A 17,768-nucleotide genomic window follows, 5' to 3' on the forward strand; every position below is an offset into this window, starting at 1 on the left:
TTGCCCGCTGTCACGCAGATCCAGATGGATTTTGCGATAACCATAGACGCATCCCGATTCCAGCCAGAACTGTTTAATCTGTCCTGTCAGTCTCAGGTCTGCCTGATGGCTGGATTTGCCCCTATATTTCCAGACACCTGTTATCACTTAACCCATTACTGGCCCGCTGCCGCAGATATTCCCGTGGCGAGCGATAACCCAGCGCACTATGCGGATGCCATTCGTTATAATGCTCGAACGCCTCTGCAAGGTTCTTTGCTGCCGTTAACCCGTCTGGTTTGGGCATGATACTTATGTAGTCACGCTTTATCGTTTTCACGAAGCTCTCTGCTATTCCGTTACTCTCCGGACTCCGCACTGCCGTGTTCTTCGGTTCAAGTCCCAACATCCTGGCGAACTGACGTGTTTCATTCGCCCGGTAGCATGAACCATTATCCGTCAGCCACTCCACTGGAGACGCCGGAAGCTCGCTGCCAAAGCGGCGTTCCACTGCTCCCGGCATGACGTCCTGTACTGTTTCACTGTCGAAGCCACCCGTTGTGACCGCCCAGTGCAGTGCCTCACGGTCACAGCAGTCCAGCGCGAACGTGACCCGCAGTTTTTCTCCGTTATCACAGCGGAACTCAAACCCGTCAGAGCACCATCGCTGATTACTTTCTTTCACAGCCACTCTGCCGGTATGTGCCCGTTTCGATGGCGGTACAGCGGGTTTTCGCTCAAGCAACAGCGCATTCTGGCGCATGATCCGGTAAACACGTTTGGCATTGATCGCAGGCATACCATCAAGTTCTGTTTGTCTGCGAAGCAGCGCCCATACCCGACGATAACCATATGTGGGCAGCTCTCCGATAACATGGTGTATACGGCGAAGCACATCCGTATCATCCGTGTGACGGCTGCGGCGGCCGTCCTTCCAGTCATCGGTTCGTCTGAGAATGACGTGCAACTGCGCACGCGACACCCGGAGACAACGGCTGACGAAGCTTACTCCCCATCCCCGGGCAATAAGGGCGCGTGCGCTATCCACTTTTTTGTTCGCCCATATTCAACGGCTTCTTTAAGGAGTTCATTTTCCATCGTTTTTTTGCCGAGCAGGCGCTGGAGTTCTTTAATCTGCTTCATGGCGGCAGCAAGTTCAGAGGCAGGAACGACCTGTTCTCCGGCAGCCACAGCAGTAAGACTTCCCTCCTGGTATTGCTTACGCCAGAGAAATAGCTGGCTGGCTGCCACACCATGTTGCCGGGCAACAAGGGAGACCGTCATTCCCGGTTCAAAGCTCTGCTGAACGATAGCGATCTTTTCCTGTGTAGTACGCCGTCTGCGTTTCTCCGGCCCTAAGACATCAATCATCTGTTCTCCAATGACTAGTCTAAAAACTAGTATTAAGACTATCACTTATTTAAGTGATATTTGTTGTCTGGAGATTCAGGGGGCCAGTCTAATGGCGTTGTGAATGCGGCTGCTGAAGCCAGGCGTAAAAACCACTGGGATGAACATCCAGCACCCGACAGAGCAGGCGAACAGGCCAGCAACAGGAGTTGTCATGGATAAAGGCGTACCTCAGTCGGACAGCTTTGCGAAGTACGCCGCGGCTTCCTGAGAAACTCCCGGTTCACACGCATAATTCAGGATCTTGCTGGAGAGAGTAACCCAGTGATTTTGCTCTTCGCTTAAGTCCATCAAGTACGCGACTACGGTAGCGTTCTTCATAATAATCCGCGCCAGGATCGACATATTTCTGACCATACTTCAGGGCATTGTAGAACAGTATTGCCAGTTTTCTTGCCGTTGCAGTGACTGCTTTTGCTTTCCCGATACGGGATGATAATCGACGATAGAAAGCGCCTAACGCGGTATCGCTCCGACCAATTGTTGTGGCTGCCAGCCTGAGTGCGGCAGCGATTCGACTGGATGAACGACGCGTTTTCGAGGACAGTACTTTTCCACCGGAGATCTTGTTCCCCGGAGACAAACATAGCCACGAGGTAAAATGGCTCGCATCCGGCCAGCGACTCATGTCAGTACCGCATTCGGCAACAAATTTTAGTGCCAGATAAGGTCCAAACCCATGTATCTGTGTCAGGTCTGCTCCGGTAATTTTCCAGAGTAACGGTCTGACATCAAAGGAAAGCTGATTGGGTTGTTTTGTACGATGTCTGGCGGAGGGCAATACTCCTTCCGGCTCTTTAATTTCGGTACTGAGTTGCAATAATGAAGTTTCGATTTGATCATCACACTCACAGATCTTTTCCTGGTAAAAATCGAAAAATGCCACCGACTGTTCAAGTTCAAAAAGATGCTCAGGCTGCCAGTTCCCTGTCAGTGCCTGCTGAAGTACTTCAGGCGTCTTCTTACATCTGACATCACGATACTGGATCAATATTGAAGGATCGCGCTCACCACTGACAATAGCTCTGACGATTGAAAGACCGGTAACGCCAGTGATATCCGATACGGCATGATGTAATTGCACATTCATCTGCATCAACGCCTTCTGCATATGCTGGATATGCGCAGCCCGGTATTCAGTCAGGCGTTCCCGTTGTCTCAAATAAGACCTGAGTACGGAAATGTCGTGTTCAGGTCTGAAACTGGCCCGGAGAAGACCAAATGAATGCAGTTTCTGCAGCCACTGTGCGTCGTTGACATCAGTCTTGCGACCGGGAACATTTTTTGCGTCTCTGGCATTAACAAGGATCACATTGAAACCCGCAGCTTCAAGGATCTCAAAAGCAGGCAACCAGTAAATGCCTGTGGACTCCATGGCGACGGTCGTAATGTGACAGGTTTTGAGCCAATCGGACATCCGATGAAGGTCGCCGGTGAAACTTTGAAAAGTTCTGACCGGCTCGGCGTCAGCATCAGGCGGTACGGCGACAACGTGGAATTCAGCGCCAATATCAACGCCCGCAGCATGAGGATGGACAATAGACATTCGGGAGGATTTTTTCATGGAAATCTCCTTGCTCATTTCGATGAACGAAGGAGGGGACGACGGAGAAATCACCTTCCTGAACGGGATCAAAGTCACCACTGTCGGATCCGCCACAGTCCCTGAACCATGTTTTTTTACGGGGTCATACCACCAAAAGGCCGACGGCTGCTTCCTTCGTTAAATTAGCCTGCCAACTTCTCCGGGGAGTTTCTGAGACTCAGGACAGGGTTTGACCCATGGACAGTTTTTTAATATTTCATTTTCCATTTCAATACGTTGTAGCTTTTTCCTGAGCTCACGGATTTCAATTTGTTCCGGGGTAATGGGGGAGGCTTTTGGTGTTTTTCCCTGCTGCTCATCACGTAATTGTTTCACCCATCGCGTCATTGTGGAAAGGCCGACATCCATAGCGCTGGCTGCATCTGCCACGGTGTAATTCTGGTCAACGACCAGTTGAGCGGATTCGCGTTTAAACTCTGCGCTGAAATTTCTTTTTTTCATTATGGCACCTGTGTTGTTCTGAGGTGAGCATATCACCTCTGTTCAGGTGGCCAAATTCAGTAAACCACTTCACTTTGGCATGGCATGGCCTGCTACCTCTTAATTAACACAGACTAATGTTAACAATGTCCGCTTCTCGCCGTGAGTTTAACCAATGAATGCGACATACCAGTCAAACTAATTAATTCATCTTGGCCTGAATTTGAGCTAGTCTTATTTTTTTACAAAAATAAATTCACGCAGTATTCATTTTATAGATCAAACGATATACTCTTTCTGGCCTTCCTATCGTGCCATATGTAATGCTTGCCTCAAGCATATTCGCTAATTTGCAGTACTCAAGATATCGTCTGGCTGTTGATTTACTGACCCCGATGTATTTCCCAAGACTATCCGCCGTATGCTCAGTGTGGGTTCCATCAAATGCATTGCATACTTGCAACAAGGTTATCTTATCAATACCTTTTGGATATTCTTTTAGGTTTTCATCCTTATTGTTAAGGTTGATACGGAACATTTTGTCAATATCCTGCTGTTGCCATGAAAGGTTCTCTTGCTTATTAATGTAGTCACAATAGTTACCAAGACACTCATTCAGTCTGTCGATTAGAAATGGTTTTATCAGGTAATCAAAAACACCATGCCGAAGTGCCGTTTTAATCGTGTCGATATCATTAGCGGCAGTAATAAAAATAACATCAATGGTCGGGTGAAATGTGCGTAAGTATTTCATTAGTTCTATTCCCGTCCCATCTGGTAAATAATTGTCTAAAAAAACCAATTCTGGCTTTAACGCTGAAATAATTATTTTAGCATTTTGGAAAGTGGTCGCATTACCTAATAATTTATATTCACTTTTGTTTTTAATGACGGTTTCAATAAAAAAAAGCATATCAGCATCGTCTTCAACGACAATAGTATTAATATATTTCATTATACGCCCTCCACGTATCGGTTGGCTTGTTCTTGATTTTTCGGTATATAAATCGAGAAAATTGTGCCACAGCCATCTTCCATTTGTTCAATGATGCAAACACCCTTGGCCCGGGTCACAAGAGAGTGGACAAGGTTTAAACCAATGCCATGATTAGGTGTTTTTTTACTTGTCATTCCCAAGTCGAATATCGAAGGGATCAACGATTTATCAATCCCTTTTCCATTATCCTGAACTGACAAAACGATTTCATCTCCATCATCATTGAGGTATAGATAAATTTCTTGTTTATTTTGCTCTATGCCTACTATTGCTTCTATTGCATTATCGATCAGATTACCAAGAATGCATGCCATTTCATCATCATTGATGGGGACATTTCTCGACGTATACTGGCTTAATGGATCAATAATAATATCAATAGCGCATTCTTTTGCCTTGCTTATTTTCCCGAGTATCAAACCAACGATAGGCGGTGACTGGAAACAACGAATGATGTTGTCATAAAATTTTTGCTCATTATTTTCCTTGAATATATACTGATGAACGCGATCATATTCACTAATTTCAATTAGACCGGAAATGATTGCCATTTTGTTTTTATACTCATGGCTCATTACTCTCAGTTCTTCACTTTGATGTTTTATTTTTCTAATCTGTGACTCAAGTAGTAAATCACTCTTTCTTTCTTTGAAATAAATAACAAAACCAGAGGTTTTATTATTTTCATCAAAAATGGTAGTGCGGGTGGCAATATATGTGGAACCGTTAAAAGTAATATCTTCCTCATAATATTCGATATGATTTCGTCCAAAAAAATCATCATCAGGAGTGACAAATTCGGAGATTTTATGACCCACTATATCAGAGCGTTCTTTATTTAAAGAGAGTAGTTTTATTGCGGATCGATTGATTGCTAATATCTTACCATGCATATCTACAGCAATAATACCATCACAAATTGCGTTTAGAATGGCTCTCCGAATCTGATAGCGATAATTAATGACTTCAGGAGACAATCCTGAAAGCTGTTTGATGAGTAGTCGCCATGAGAGAATGCTACCTGCCAGAATGATTATCATAACAGAAAAAAGCAAGAAACTCAGTGAGATAAAGTATTTATAAACAGAAGATAGTCTTTTCTTTTCCAGATAACCAACGGAAACAAAACCCAAATATTTGTCTTGCATAAATATCGGTGCCCTGGTACTCACCGACATTCCCGATGCACCTTTTTTTGTTTGGGTATAATAATGTCCTTCTCCCAGGGATACATTATCTGGTGTGTCAACAATCTGTTGATCAATAAACTTATGATAAGTGTGATATATTCTGGTGTTTTGAGAATTACCAATCGCAATATAGCTGGCGTCGGTCATGCTGTAGTTTTCAGCCATTAGTGATTTTATTTTATATAAGTCATTAATAAGAATGGCTTTTTTAATCTCATCGTTTTTAGATATTATTAATGCAAGATCGACAGATTTTTCTGCTATGTTATCATATGACATTCTGTTAACAAATATATACATAACCCAGGCAAAAAGAGTAAAGATAGAAAGTGAAGTGATAATATAATAAATAAATATCTTATACTTATAGACCGTTTTTGCGGACGTTCTAAAATCAAATAACGCTGAAATCATGATGCGGAAACTCTAACTTTTCGTATAATCTAACATGAATATAAAGAATAAATTGTGATGAAGATTGCAGATATATATTGTCTATAGACAAAAGACTCACCTAATGGGTTTCTTTAGTCACATTCCGAATACCGTATGTAAACATCGGTATTCGGATTCTTAACAATTTAGTGCAGAACGGATAACATGCTATGCAGTGAAACACCTAATAATGTAAAATCTGTTGTGGAGAACGTGGTCGGTGATGTGACACCTGCATCCCTGATCGGTTGGTAAATTAACGCTGAGCCAGCGATCGAAATTATACCACATACTACCGAACCAATAATGGCCCCGCGTAACCCACCAGTAGCATTGCCAATAATCCCAGCTCCACCACCACTGGCAAAGGTAAATAAAAGACTAGGGACCATCACCGGATACCCAACAAAAGGAAGAGCGATCATGGTGATAAAACCACTCAGGGTACAACATACGAAACCGATAAATACGGCATTCGATGAATAGGGAAACAGCGAATAAATTTCTACTGCCGGAATAGAGTTTTTGACGATTTTATCACTTATACCTTTAAAGGCAGGAATTAATTGTTCAATAAACATACCTACGCCACGGGTTAAAACGTATACGCCAGCGGAGAACATCCCAGCCTGTTTAAGCAAGTATGTTAAAATGTTTACGTGATGTCCTTTAGTGCTGATTGCAGCCTGAACGTTTGCTACACCTGCGATTAATGTAGAAATGATAAAAAATAAGAGCATTAACAAGAAAGTTGATACTTGCTTATCTTGCAGAAAGCCAATACCAACAGGAATATTTATTCTTTCCGCATCATTACCTTTATTGCCAAATTTATTACCGAGCCATCCGGCCAGAAAATAGCTGGTTGAACCAAACTGCCCAATAGAAAAGTCACCAAGTTTACGTAACTCATCGCAGTTTTTTATTTGTCGACAATAGCCTACCAACATCGCCGGGGAAATCACGCACCAAATTCCGGTAATCATGGCCGCAAAAAAAGCGGAGGTATAGATTGAGTATTTATGAAGCATGCAGATAATCGTCAGGCAGCTTACCATAAAAAATACATGATGGCCTGATAATACAATATACTTTAGTGAGGTAATTCGAGCCAATAGAATATTGAAGAGCATGGCACCTATTAGACCAACAGCAATAGATGATGTATAGATGCTTCCGAGTTTTTGCATAGCTTCTACGGAAATGACTTCATTGTTAGGGATAATGCCTTCGATATTAAATGCCATAATAAAAATCTTTGAGAAACTGTCTAATGCTGGCGAAATCATTAAACTAGCTCCGGCAAATAATAGTGTGAAGCCTAAATAAGTTTTTACTGTTGAGATAATAATATCATTATAGCTCTTTTTTAAGGCTATATTACCCACAATCGTAAAGATGCTGACGAGAAGTGCCGCATCCTGTAACAAATCCACAATAAACTGTAACACGTTGATTACCTCGTTGATATCTTTTTGCGAGCGGCTACTTTATTGTTAAAATTAAAAATAGTTATGCTGTGTAACTCACATATCCCTGAAAATTTAATGAATTTAATTATTTTTAAGAATTAAAATAGAGATTGCTTGTAAAAGGATATTCGGTCTTTTATTTTGAATTGACTGAGTTTGTTTTTCATGAACAAATTAATCTTTATATACAGGTGAGATAAAATGCGACTGGCAAGTTATGTCCATAATAACAAGCGCAGCTATGGAATTATTAAACCAGATGGAGTGATTGATCTAGGAAGTAAACTGACTAATGTTGCTGGCGATCTTAAAATGTTATTAAGCATCGACTCCCAACTTAATATGGCTCAACGTTACTTTAATGCTGTCCCTGACTTTCCTTTGAATAGCTTAACTTTTCTGCCGGTCATCGATAACCCGGCCAAAATTCTCTGCGTTGGCATGAACTACGCCGAAAAGCGCAAAGAGTTTGATCAGCACAACCCGGCGCCAACGCTGTTTGTTCGCTTTGCGGATTCGCAAACCGGCCATAACGCGCCGGTACTGAAGCCGCGCCACTCCAGTGAATTCGACTACGAAGGCGAGCTGGCCGTGATCATCGGCAAAGGTGGGGAGGATATCTCCCGTGAGGCGGCGTTAAGCCACGTTGCCGGTTACAGCTGCTACATGGATGGTTCGGCGCGCGACTGGCAGCACACTTGGTTTACCGCCGGGAAAAACTGGCGGCAGACCGGCGCGTTTGGCCCGTGGATGACGACGGCGGATGAGATCCCTGATCCGCATCAGTTAGCGATCCGTACCTGGCTGAATGGCCGCATGGTGCAGGACGATAACACCGCCAGCATGATCCATAAGGTTGCCGAGCTTATTGAGTACATCAGTACCTTCACCAGCCTGACGCCGGGTGATGTCATCATCACCGGCTCGCCGGGCGGGGTGGGGAAAAAACGCAATCCGCCGCTGTTCATGAAGGCGGGCGATCGCATCGAAGTGGAGATCGAGAATATCGGCCACCTCAGTAATGTGATTATCGATGCGCCAGCGCCAGCCCACTCGCTGACGGCGGCACACTAAGGACGAAGGCAATACCATGCAAGCACGACCCTCCATCGACTTCCGCGTGGCGGAAGTCAACGGCAATACTCAACGGCTGGCCTCTATTCGCACGTTGCTCGCAGACAGCGGATTAGGAATGGACAGTGACATTACCACCTTCGTTGAAGCCTGGTCGGGAAACCGGCTGGTGGGTTGTGCGGGCCTTGCCGCCAACGTCATCAAGTGTGTGGCAGTCGATGAACAGCTGCGCGGAGAGAATCTCAGCGCGCGGTTGTTGGCGGAAGTATCCCATTTGGCGCTGGCGCGGGGGCATTTTCATCTGTTCCTCTGCACGCGACCCTGCAATCTGGAACGTTTTCGCCACAGCGGCTTTTGGCCGGTGGCGCAAAGCGGCAACAACGCCGTGTTGATGGAGAATACCCCATCGGGTATTCAGCGCTACTGCCGTACGTTGCAGGTCGATCGTATGCCGGGCAAACGTATCGGCGCAATTGTGATGAATACCAACCCCTTTACGCTGGGGCATCGCCATCTGGTGGAACAGGCGGCTCATTCTTGCGACTGGCTACATCTGTTCGTGGTACGTGAAGATGCGTCGTTCTTCCCTTTTGCCGCACGGCTGAAGATGGTGAGAACGGGCGTTGCGCATTTGCCGAATGTCATCGTTCATGAAGGTTCTCAGTACATTATCTCCCGCGCCACTTTCCCGGCTTACTTCCTGAAAGAGACCGGCAAAGTGCAGCAAGCCTGGAGTGAAATCGACCTTCTGATCTTCCGCAATTACATTGCGCCCGCATTGGGGATAACCCACCGCTTTATTGGCAGCGAACCCTTTTGCGATATCACCCGCCAGTACAACCAGACTATGCATCAGTTGCTGGCAGGGGCGGTGGAGGTGGTGGAAATCCCACGCATTAAAGCGGCCGGCAGTGCCATCTCCGCCTCAGAAGTGCGCCGTTTACTGCAAACACACCAGTTTTCCCGTATTCGGGAAATTGTACCGGATACCACTTTCGCGCATCTCGAATCCCACTACAGCGCGGAAGCTGTTTAAAAATCAGGAATCTAAATATGAAAATTGTGAGGGAGGCGCTGGCCGGAACCATGGAGTCCAGTGACCTGATGGTGAAAATAGCCCCCGCCGAAGGCGAGCTGGAAGTCGTTGTCCACAGCGAGGTTATCAAGCAGTTTGGCGATCAGATCCGTAAGGTGGTGAACGACACGCTACGGGCGATGGCGGTTCACCAGGGCTTGATCATCATCGAAGACAAAGGCGCGCTGGATTGCGTCATTCGCGCACGCCTGCAAAGTGCTGTGCTGCGCGCCTCAGAAGGGACAGAGATCGACTGGGGGAAACTGCTATGAAGAAACTCCGTCGTAGCATGCTGTTTCTGCCAGGGGCCAACGCTGCCATGCTCTCCACCGCCTTTATCTATCGTCCGGATTCGATCATGTTCGATCTGGAAGACGCTGTCGCCCTGCGCGAAAAAGATACCGCGCGCCTGCTGGTATTCCATGCCCTGCAACACCCGATGTACCAGGACATGGAAACCGTGGTACGCATCAACCCGCTGAACACGCCGTTTGGCTTACCGGATCTGGAAGCGGTAGTGCGTGCAGGTGTGGATGTGGTGCGATTACCGAAAACGGATACCCCGGAAGATATCTACGAACTGGAACGTCACCTCGAACGTATCGAACTGGCCTGCGGACGTGAAGTGGGATCCACCCGCGTGATGGCTGCCATCGAATCGGCGATCGGCGTGATCAACGCCGTGGCGATCGCCCGCAGTTCCCAGCGGCTGATCGGTATTGCGCTGGCGGCTTTTGACTACGTGATGGATATGCAGACTGAACGCGGCGATGGCACCGAGTTGTTTTATGCTCGCTGCGCCGTGCTGCATGCGGCACGCGCCGCCGGTATCGACGCATTCGATGTAGTGTGGTCGGACGTTAACGACGAAGCTGGGTTCCTGCGCGAAGTCGATCTGATCCGCAAAATGGGTTTCAACGGCAAGTCATTGATCAACCCACGGCAAATCGATCTTCTGCATAACGCCTATGCGCCAACGCAGCAGGAAGTTGACCATGCGCAACGGGTTATCGAAGCGGCGGAAGAGGGTGAACGCAACGGGCTTGGCGTCGTCTCGCTGAACGGCAAAATGATCGACGCCCCGATTATTAATCACGCGCAGATGGTGCTGGAACGTGCAGCCGCGTCCGGCGTGCGTCGGTAAGGACAGAACAATGAATCAAACAGAGCTACTTCACGTTAATTTCCCACATCTGCGTGATTTAAAACCCTTTGATAGCGCCCATGCTGCCACGCCGTGGCTGGCGGACGTTAACAGCAAACACACACGCAAACTCTGCGCTACGCTGGAAGACGCCATTGCCCGCAGCGGCCTGAAAGATGGGATGACCATTTCATTCCACCACGCTTTTCGCGAAGGCGATCGGGTGATTAACAACGTCGTCGCTACGCTGGCACGGCTGGGTTTTAAAAATCTGACGCTGGCTTCCAGCTCGCTGATGACCTGCAACGATGCGCTAATCGAGCACATTGAGAGCGGTGTGATCACCCGCATTTTCACTTCTGGTATGCGCGGTAAGCTGGCAGATGCTATCTCCCACGGTTTGATGGCAGAGCCGGTACAAATCCACTCTCACGGCGGGCGCGTCAAACTGTTGCAGGATGGCGAGCTGAAGATTGATGTCGCGTTTCTTGGTGTGCCGTGCAGCGATGAGTTTGGTAATGCCAATGGTACCCAGGGTAAATCCTGCTGCGGTTCGCTGGGCTATGCAATGGTGGATGCGAAGTTCGCCCGCAAAGTGGTGCTGCTGACGGAAGCGCTGGTGCCATTCCCGAATATGCCCGCCAGCCTCGGTCAGGAGCAAGTGGATCTGATTGTTCAGGTGGAGAGCGTGGGCGATCCGGCAAAAATCAGCGTCGGCGCAGCGCGTGTTACCAGCAACCCGCGTGAACTGATGATCGCGCGCTATGCGGCGGATGTGATCGAACACTCCGGTTATTTCAGGGATGGTTTTTCCATGCAGACCGGCTCTGGTGCCGCGGCGACGGCGGCGACCCGCTTTATGGAAGAGAAAATGGAGCGCCACGGGGTGAAGGCCAGTTTCGCGCTCGGCGGCATCACTGGTGGGCTGGTGAGTCTGCATGAAAAAGGGCTCATCGGCAAACTGCTGGATACGCAGTGTTTTGACGGCGAAGCGGCGGCATCGCTGCGGCGTAACCCGAACCACGTTGAGATCTCGACTGACGTCTATGCCAACCCCGGCGGCAAAGCTGCCAGCTGCGACCAGCTTGATGTGGTGATCCTCAGCGCGCTGGAGATTGACACGGAGTTTAACGTCAATGTTATAACCGGCTCAGACGGTGTGATGCGCGGCGCATCCGGTGGTCACTGCGATGTGGCGGCTGCGGCAAACCTGACCATTGTCGTGGCGCCGTTACTGCGCAGCCGTATTCCGACGGTGGTGAAACGCGTGACCACGCTGCTGACACCCGGGGAAAGCATCGACGTGCTGGTGACTGACCATGGGATTGCGGTGAATCCGGCGCGTCCGGAGATCCGCGAACGCCTGCTGGCGGCGGGGCTGAAAATTGTTGATATCGAAGCACTGTATCAACGGGCCATCTCGCTGACCGGTGAACCGAAACCGATCGCCTTTACTGACCGTATTGTCGGGGTGATCCGCTACCGTGATGGCACAGTCATTGACGTTGTCCGTCAGGTTAAAGAGGAAAATGCATGACGACACTGACGCCCGTTCGACCGGGCGTCAGCCTTGAAGCGCTGCTGGCGGCGAAAGATAGCCGTGCAGCGCGTCAGGCTGACTGGCTCGCTCACTATCAACAACCGGTCATTTCACTGACGCTGGTAACGCCCGGCGCGGTAAAAGACAGCAATCGCTATCGCAATACCATGGGAGTGGCGTTACAGACCTGCGACCAACTGCTGTGGCAGAACCGCTGGCAGGTGCTGGACCGACAGGTGCTGTGGTTGCCGACCGGCGCAGAAGCCCTGTGGTGTGTTGCGCACCCGGCGGTGGAAATCAAGGCGCAGTGCGTTGAGATGGAACAGACGCATCCTCTGGGTCGTCTGTGGGACTTTGACGTGTTGTGCCCGCAGGCGGGGCAGGTCGGACGGCATTCACTGGATCTGAATACCCGTCGTTGCCTGGTGTGCGATGAGCCGGCACACGGCTGCGCACGTTCACGCCGCCACCCGGTTGATGAAGTGGTTGCCCGCGTGGAGAAACTGATTGATGGCTGGTTTGCTCGCGACTGAATCCGCGGTTATCAGCGTACCGGCGATGGCTGCCCGGGCACTGCGGTTGGAACTGGATCTTACGCCAAAACCGGGGCTGGTAGACCGGGCGAACAACGGCTCGCACCAGGATATGGATCATGCGTTGTTTTTACGCAGCATAGCAGCCATTACGCCATGGTTTTCCGTCTTTGAACAGGCCGGGCGTGAACATGCCCACAAGGCGGCAGGTGTCCAGTTGCGCCTGCTGCGACCGGCAGGTATTGCGTGCGAACAGGCGATGTTTGCTGCCACCGGTGGGGTGAATACCCACAAAGGCGGGATTTTTTCGCTGGGTCTGCTCTGTTTTGCCGCCGGACGACTGCAGGGACAACGCCGGCCGCTGCAGGCCGAAACGTTGTGTCGGCAGGTCAGTGAAATCTGCCGCGGGCTGGTGGCGCGTGAACTGGCGGCCCGGCCGCAGGCTGTGACGGCAGGCGAGAAACAGTTTCTGGAGTATGGTCTTACCGGGGCGCGCGGCGAGGCCGAACAGGGTTTTGCCACCGTGCGCCGCGCGGTGTTGCCGTTCTGGCATCAGGAGCAGGGCGAGCGGCGGCTGCAGCATGCGTTATTGCGCCTGATGGCGGCAAACCCGGACAGCAATCTGGTGTCGCGCGGCGGCATTGCCGGACTGCGCTACGTGCAGGATTATGCGGCGACTTTACTGGCGGTCGGCTGGGATAACGATGCATTGTCTGAAATGGACAGGGCGCTTATGGCACGGCGCTTAAGCCCCGGCGGCAGCGCCGATTTGCTGGCGGTTGCATGGGTATTAGCTGCTGTACAAGACGGCAGCGTACAACGGCCTTAGCTTCTGTTTTAATTATTTATAAAAGAGGGTAAAATGTTGAAGCAATATTACCGGCAGATGTCTGAACGTGCCGCTGAGGGGATTGCGCCAAAACCATTAGATGCAACCCAGATGGCAGGCCTTGTCGAGCTGCTGAAAAGCCCGCCTGCTGGCGAAGAAGAATTCCTGATTGATCTGCTGACCAACCGTGTCCCGCCGGGCGTTGATGAAGCCGCCTATGTCAAAGCGGGTTTCCTTGCCGCTGTCGCCAAAGGCGAAGCCACCTCTCCGCTGGTTACCCCTGAAAAAGCCATCGAACTGCTGGGTACCATGCAGGGCGGTTACAACATCCATCCACTGATTGATGCGTTGGATAACGACAAACTGGCACCGATTGCTGCCAAAGCGCTGTCCCATACGCTGCTGATGTTCGATAATTTCTACGATGTCGAAGAAAAAGCCAAAGCGGGCAACGCCTGGGCGAAGCAGGTGATGCAATCCTGGGCCGATGCCGAGTGGTTCCTGAGCCGTCCGGCGCTGGCGGAAAAAATTACCGTTACCGTCTTCAAAGTGACGGGCGAAACCAACACCGACGACCTCTCTCCGGCACCGGATGCCTGGTCGCGCCCGGATATCCCGCTGCACGCGCTGGCGATGCTGAAAAACGCCCGCGAAGGCATTGAACCGGATCAACCGGGTGCCGTTGGCCCGATCAAACAGATCGAAGCCCTGCAACAGAAAGGTTTCCCGCTGGCGTACGTTGGCGACGTTGTGGGTACCGGTTCTTCACGTAAATCCGCCACCAACTCCGTGCTGTGGTTTATGGGGGATGACATTCCTCATGTGCCGAACAAACGCGGCGGTAGCCTGGTGCTGGGCGGCAAAATCGCGCCCATCTTCTTTAACACCATGGAAGATGCCGGTGCGCTGCCGATCGAAGTGGATGTCAGCAACCTGAACATGGGCGACGTGATTGACGTTTACCCGTTCAAAGGCGAAGTGCGCAACCACGAAACCGGCGAACTGCTGGCAAGCTTCGAACTGAAAACCGATGTGCTGATCGACGAAGTTCGCGCCGGTGGCCGTATTCCGCTGATTATCGGCCGCGGCCTGACCACCAAAACGCGTGAAGCGCTGGGGCTGCCGCACAGCGATGTATTCCGTCAGGCAAAAGATGTGGCAGAAAGTAACCGTGGTTACTCGCTGGCGCAGAAAGTGGTGGGTCGCGCATGCGGCGTTGCGGGTGTTCGTCCGGGTGCCTATTGCGAACCGAAAATGACCTCTGTCGGCTCTCAGGACACCACCGGTCCGATGACCCGTGACGAACTGAAAGACCTGGCGTGCCTGGGCTTCTCTTCCGATCTGGTGATGCAGTCCTTCTGCCATACTGCTGCTTATCCGAAGCCGGTTGACGTCACCACGCACCATACGTTGCCGGACTTCATTATGAACCGTGGCGGTGTTTCCCTGCGTCCTGGCGATGGCGTGATCCACTCCTGGCTGAACCGCATGCTGCTGCCGGATACGGTCGGCACCGGCGGTGATTCCCACACCCGTTTCCCGATCGGCATCTCTTTCCCGGCTGGTTCCGGCCTTGTGGCGTTTGCCGCCGCGACCGGCGTCATGCCGCTGGATATGCCGGAATCAGTGCTGGTGCGCTTTAAAGGCAAAATGCAGCCGGGTATCACGCTGCGCGATCTGGTGCATGCTATCCCGCTGTATGCCATCAAACAGGGTCTGCTGACCGTTGAGAAGAAAGGCAAGAAAAACATCTTCTCCGGCCGCATTCTGGAAATCGAAGGTCTGCCGGACCTGAAAGTCGAGCAGGCGTTTGAGCTGACCGATGCTTCCGCTGAACGTTCTGCTGCCGGTTGTACCATCAAGCTGAACAAAGAGCCGATCATCGAGTACCTGGACTCCAACATCGTGCTGCTGAAATGGATGATTGCAGAAGGTTACGGCGAGCGTCGTACGCTGGAGCGTCGTGTCCAGGGCATGGAAAAATGGCTGGCGGAACCTGAGCTGCTGGAAGCCGATGCTGACGCAGAATATGCGGCGGTGATCGACATCGAACTGGCAGAAATCAAAGAGCCGATCCTTTGTGCGCCGAACGATCCGGATGATGCGCGTCTGCTGTCTGATGTTCAGGGGGCGCAGATCGATGAAGTGTTCATCGGTTCATGCATGACCAACATCGGTCACTTCCGCGCTGCCGGTAAGCTGCTGGATGCGCACAAAGGCCAGCTGCCGACCCGCCTGTGGGTGGCGCCGCCAACCCGTATGGACGCTGCGCAACTGACGGAAGAGGGCTACTACAGCGTGTTTGGTAAGAGCGGCGCGCGTATCGAAATCCCGGGCTGTTCCCTGTGCATGGGTAACCAGGCGCGTGTGGCCGATGGGGCAACGGTGGTTTCGACCTCGACGCGTAACTTCCCGAACCGTTTAGGTACTGGTGCAAACGTCTACCTGGCCTCTGCAGAACTGGCAGCGGTTGCAGCGCTGATCGGTAAACTGCCGACGCCGGAAGAGTACCAGACCTATATTGCTCAGGTTGATAAGACCGCGGTGGACACCTACCGTTATCTGAACTTCGACCAGCTTAATCCATACATCAGCAAAGCGAGCGATGTGATTTTTCATCACGCAGTTTAAGATTCAGTTTCTACATTGGGGGATGCTGATACTTCCCCCTTTTTATTGGGAGCAGTCTGGAGATCGGAAATGACCCGTTCCCAACGTTTAATGCAGGGAGAAATTAACAAGGGCAGTTCCCGCTCGACGTTGCCAGACTGAGGCGGCAAGCGGCATGCTGTGAGCGAAAAGCTGCCTTCAAACCTGACTCCAGCAATTTTAAAATGACTGAAGTCGCTGCTGCATTCGAAAACGCTGAATACCTCTTTAACCCGTTGGCTGATAACTCATCAATGGAAAGTCAATGCTTACGCTACGTTTAACAGCTCTTTTTCCATTAGCTGCTTCAGTGTCGTTTGTGCCCCGTGAATTACCTCATTTCCCCGGCCTTGCTCTAGAGTAATGCCGAGATTTCCCAATGGTGGCAAAATAGAATCAGCGACCTGCAAGTTGCTGGGCATTCCTATACGCGTACGCACAGTAATACCCAGCCCTGCTTGTTATGCTGCCCAGTGTAGTGGTTTACTGAATTTGGTCAGCCAGCATTAGGATATATCCCTCCTGGATGAACAAATAATGAAACTTTTGTTGGAAGAGCGGGAGCGCTTGTTTGAGCAATAAAAAGACCAATAATGAGCATATTTACTATGCCGGGATAGCTGCCCGATAAAAACGCTATCTGGTTTGGTGATGCTGCCAACTTACTGATTTAGTGTATGATGGTGTTTTTGAGGTGCTCCAGTGGCTTCTGTTTCTATCAGCTGTCCCTCCTGTTCAGCTACAGACGGGGTGGTGCGTAACGGTAAAAGTACTGCCGGACATCAGCGCTATCTCTGCTCTCACTGCCGTAAAACATGGCAGTTACAGTTCACATACACAGCCTCTCAACCCGGTACGCACCAGAAAATCATTGATATGGCCATGAATGGCGTTGGATGCCGGGCAACCGCCCGCATTATGGGCGTTGGCCTCAACACGATTTTACGTCACTTAAAAAACTCAGGCCGCAGTCGGTAACCTCGCGCATACAGCCGGGCAGTGACGTCATCGTCTGCGCGGAAATGGACGAACAGTGGGGCTACGTCGGGGCTAAATCGCGCCAGCGCTGGCTGTTTTACGCGTATGACAGGCTCCGGAAGACGGTTGTTGCGCACGTATTCGGTGAACGCACTATGGCGACGCTGGGGCGTCTTATGAGCCTGCTGTCACCCTTTGACGTGGTGATATGGATGACGGATGGCTGGCCGCTGTATGAATCCCGCCTGAAGGGAAAGCTGCACGTAATCAGCAAGCGATATACGCAGCGAATTGAGCGGCATAACCTGAATCTGAGGCAGCATCTGGCAAGGCTGGGACGGAAGTCGCTGTCGTTCTCAAAATCGGTGGAGCTGCATGATAAAGTCATCGGGCATTATCTGAACATAAAACACTATCAATAAGTTGGGACCATTACC

The 17,768-nt window shown here is 50.4% G+C and carries 14 protein-coding genes and 3 pseudogenes; 9 read left to right on the forward strand and 8 right to left on the reverse strand.

Translation table 11 applies throughout. The annotated features are described in order from the left end of the window. From RTX96_RS20870 to RTX96_RS20720, 8 genes and pseudogenes are all read right to left on the reverse strand, one after another. A pseudogene (locus RTX96_RS20870) lies at positions 1-99 on the reverse strand (IS3 family transposase); the annotation flags it as partial. A 22-nt stretch (positions 100-121) separates the two neighbouring features. Further along, a protein-coding gene (locus tag RTX96_RS20690) for an IS3 family transposase (protein WP_312671907.1) occupies positions 122-1,350 on the reverse strand; the annotation gives its coding sequence in 2 pieces (ribosomal slippage) (positions 122-1,035 and positions 1,035-1,350; 1,230 coding nt in all). 94 nt (positions 1,351-1,444) lie between these two features. Beyond that, positions 1,445-1,594, reverse strand: a pseudogene (locus RTX96_RS20695) (IS3 family transposase); the annotation flags it as partial. A gap of 18 nt (positions 1,595-1,612) precedes the next feature. Beyond that, positions 1,613-2,953 (reverse strand): IS110 family transposase, encoded by a 1,341-nt coding sequence (locus RTX96_RS20700; RefSeq protein ID WP_312671908.1) that lies wholly within the window; start codon positions 2,951-2,953, stop codon positions 1,613-1,615. Between the two features lie 228 nt (positions 2,954-3,181). Beyond that, positions 3,182-3,436: pseudogene (locus RTX96_RS20705) on the reverse strand (transposase); the annotation flags it as partial. Between the two features lie 235 nt (positions 3,437-3,671). Beyond that, positions 3,672-4,370, reverse strand: coding sequence for a response regulator (locus tag RTX96_RS20710; protein WP_312671909.1), 699 nt, complete (start codon positions 4,368-4,370; stop codon positions 3,672-3,674). Then, positions 4,370-5,881 carry a sensor histidine kinase gene (locus tag RTX96_RS20715; RefSeq protein ID WP_312671910.1) on the reverse strand — a complete coding sequence of 504 codons (1,512 nt, stop codon included), beginning with the start codon at positions 5,879-5,881 and terminating at the stop codon, positions 4,370-4,372. Before RTX96_RS20715 ends, RTX96_RS20710 begins: the two co-directional genes overlap by 1 nt. A 302-nt stretch (positions 5,882-6,183) precedes the next feature. Further along, positions 6,184-7,488, reverse strand: coding sequence for a PTS transporter subunit IIC (locus RTX96_RS20720; RefSeq protein ID WP_312671911.1), 1,305 nt, complete (start codon positions 7,486-7,488; stop codon positions 6,184-6,186). A 222-nt stretch (positions 7,489-7,710) separates the two neighbouring features. On the opposite strand from RTX96_RS20720, the gene RTX96_RS20725 reads away from it, so the two are divergent. From RTX96_RS20725 to RTX96_RS20770, 9 genes are all read left to right on the forward strand, one after another. Further along, the gene (locus tag RTX96_RS20725) at positions 7,711-8,583 is read left to right on the forward strand and encodes a fumarylacetoacetate hydrolase family protein (RefSeq protein ID WP_312671912.1); all 873 of its coding nucleotides are present in this window, start codon (positions 7,711-7,713) and stop codon (positions 8,581-8,583) included. Positions 8,584-8,599: 16 nt separating this feature from the next. After that, positions 8,600-9,619: a [citrate (pro-3S)-lyase] ligase gene (gene citC / locus RTX96_RS20730; protein WP_312671913.1), complete on the forward strand. Its 1,020-nt coding sequence runs from the start codon at positions 8,600-8,602 to the stop codon at positions 9,617-9,619. A 17-nt stretch (positions 9,620-9,636) separates the two neighbouring features. Beyond that, the gene (gene citD, locus RTX96_RS20735) at positions 9,637-9,930 is read left to right on the forward strand and encodes a citrate lyase acyl carrier protein (protein ID WP_064563738.1); all 294 of its coding nucleotides are present in this window, start codon (positions 9,637-9,639) and stop codon (positions 9,928-9,930) included. Further along, positions 9,927-10,802, forward strand: coding sequence for a citrate (pro-3S)-lyase subunit beta (citE, locus tag RTX96_RS20740; RefSeq protein ID WP_312671914.1), 876 nt, complete (start codon positions 9,927-9,929; stop codon positions 10,800-10,802). Before citD ends, citE begins: the two co-directional genes overlap by 4 nt. 10 nt (positions 10,803-10,812) lie before the next feature. Beyond that, positions 10,813-12,339, forward strand: a complete 1,527-nt coding sequence (gene citF / locus RTX96_RS20745; RefSeq protein ID WP_312671915.1) for a citrate lyase subunit alpha — start codon at positions 10,813-10,815, stop codon at positions 12,337-12,339. Then, positions 12,336-12,875, forward strand: a complete 540-nt coding sequence (gene citX / locus RTX96_RS20750) for a citrate lyase holo-[acyl-carrier protein] synthase (RefSeq protein WP_312671916.1) — start codon at positions 12,336-12,338, stop codon at positions 12,873-12,875. Before citF ends, citX begins: the two co-directional genes overlap by 4 nt. Then, positions 12,853-13,704 (forward strand): triphosphoribosyl-dephospho-CoA synthase CitG, encoded by an 852-nt coding sequence (gene citG, locus RTX96_RS20755; RefSeq protein WP_312671917.1) that lies wholly within the window; start codon positions 12,853-12,855, stop codon positions 13,702-13,704. Before citX ends, citG begins: the two co-directional genes overlap by 23 nt. Positions 13,705-13,737: 33 nt before the next feature. Further along, a complete protein-coding gene (gene acnB / locus RTX96_RS20760; protein ID WP_312671918.1) occupies positions 13,738-16,335 on the forward strand; it encodes a bifunctional aconitate hydratase 2/2-methylisocitrate dehydratase in 2,598 nt (865 codons plus the stop codon). A 720-nt stretch (positions 16,336-17,055) separates the two neighbouring features. Further along, positions 17,056-17,753, forward strand: a protein-coding gene (locus RTX96_RS20770) for an IS1-like element IS1A family transposase (protein ID WP_103215986.1) whose coding sequence is annotated in 2 segments (ribosomal slippage) — positions 17,056-17,305 and positions 17,305-17,753 — 699 coding nt in all. Because the reading frame shifts where the segments join, the coding sequence is not laid out codon by codon here. Positions 17,754-17,768 lie beyond the last annotated feature (15 nt).

Source organism: Pseudescherichia sp. (assembly GCF_032052675.1).
Lineage (GTDB): Bacteria > Pseudomonadota > Gammaproteobacteria > Enterobacterales > Enterobacteriaceae > Pseudescherichia.

Coding starts and splice junctions, on each gene's coding strand:
- RTX96_RS20700 (WP_312671908.1), bottom strand. CDS start 2,953: ATGAAAAAATCCTCCCGAATGTCTATTGTCCATCCTCATGCTGCGGGC.
- RTX96_RS20710 (WP_312671909.1), bottom strand. CDS start 4,370: ATGAAATATATTAATACTATTGTCGTTGAAGACGATGCTGATATGCTT.
- RTX96_RS20715 (WP_312671910.1), bottom strand. CDS start 5,881: ATGTCATATGATAACATAGCAGAAAAATCTGTCGATCTTGCATTAATA.
- RTX96_RS20725 (WP_312671912.1), top strand. CDS start 7,711: ATGCGACTGGCAAGTTATGTCCATAATAACAAGCGCAGCTATGGAATT.
- citC (WP_312671913.1), top strand. CDS start 8,600: ATGCAAGCACGACCCTCCATCGACTTCCGCGTGGCGGAAGTCAACGGC.
- citD (WP_064563738.1), top strand. CDS start 9,637: ATGAAAATTGTGAGGGAGGCGCTGGCCGGAACCATGGAGTCCAGTGAC.
- citE (WP_312671914.1), top strand. CDS start 9,927: ATGAAGAAACTCCGTCGTAGCATGCTGTTTCTGCCAGGGGCCAACGCT.
- citF (WP_312671915.1), top strand. CDS start 10,813: ATGAATCAAACAGAGCTACTTCACGTTAATTTCCCACATCTGCGTGAT.
- citX (WP_312671916.1), top strand. CDS start 12,336: ATGACGACACTGACGCCCGTTCGACCGGGCGTCAGCCTTGAAGCGCTG.
- citG (WP_312671917.1), top strand. CDS start 12,853: ATGGCTGGTTTGCTCGCGACTGAATCCGCGGTTATCAGCGTACCGGCG.
- acnB (WP_312671918.1), top strand. CDS start 13,738: ATGTTGAAGCAATATTACCGGCAGATGTCTGAACGTGCCGCTGAGGGG.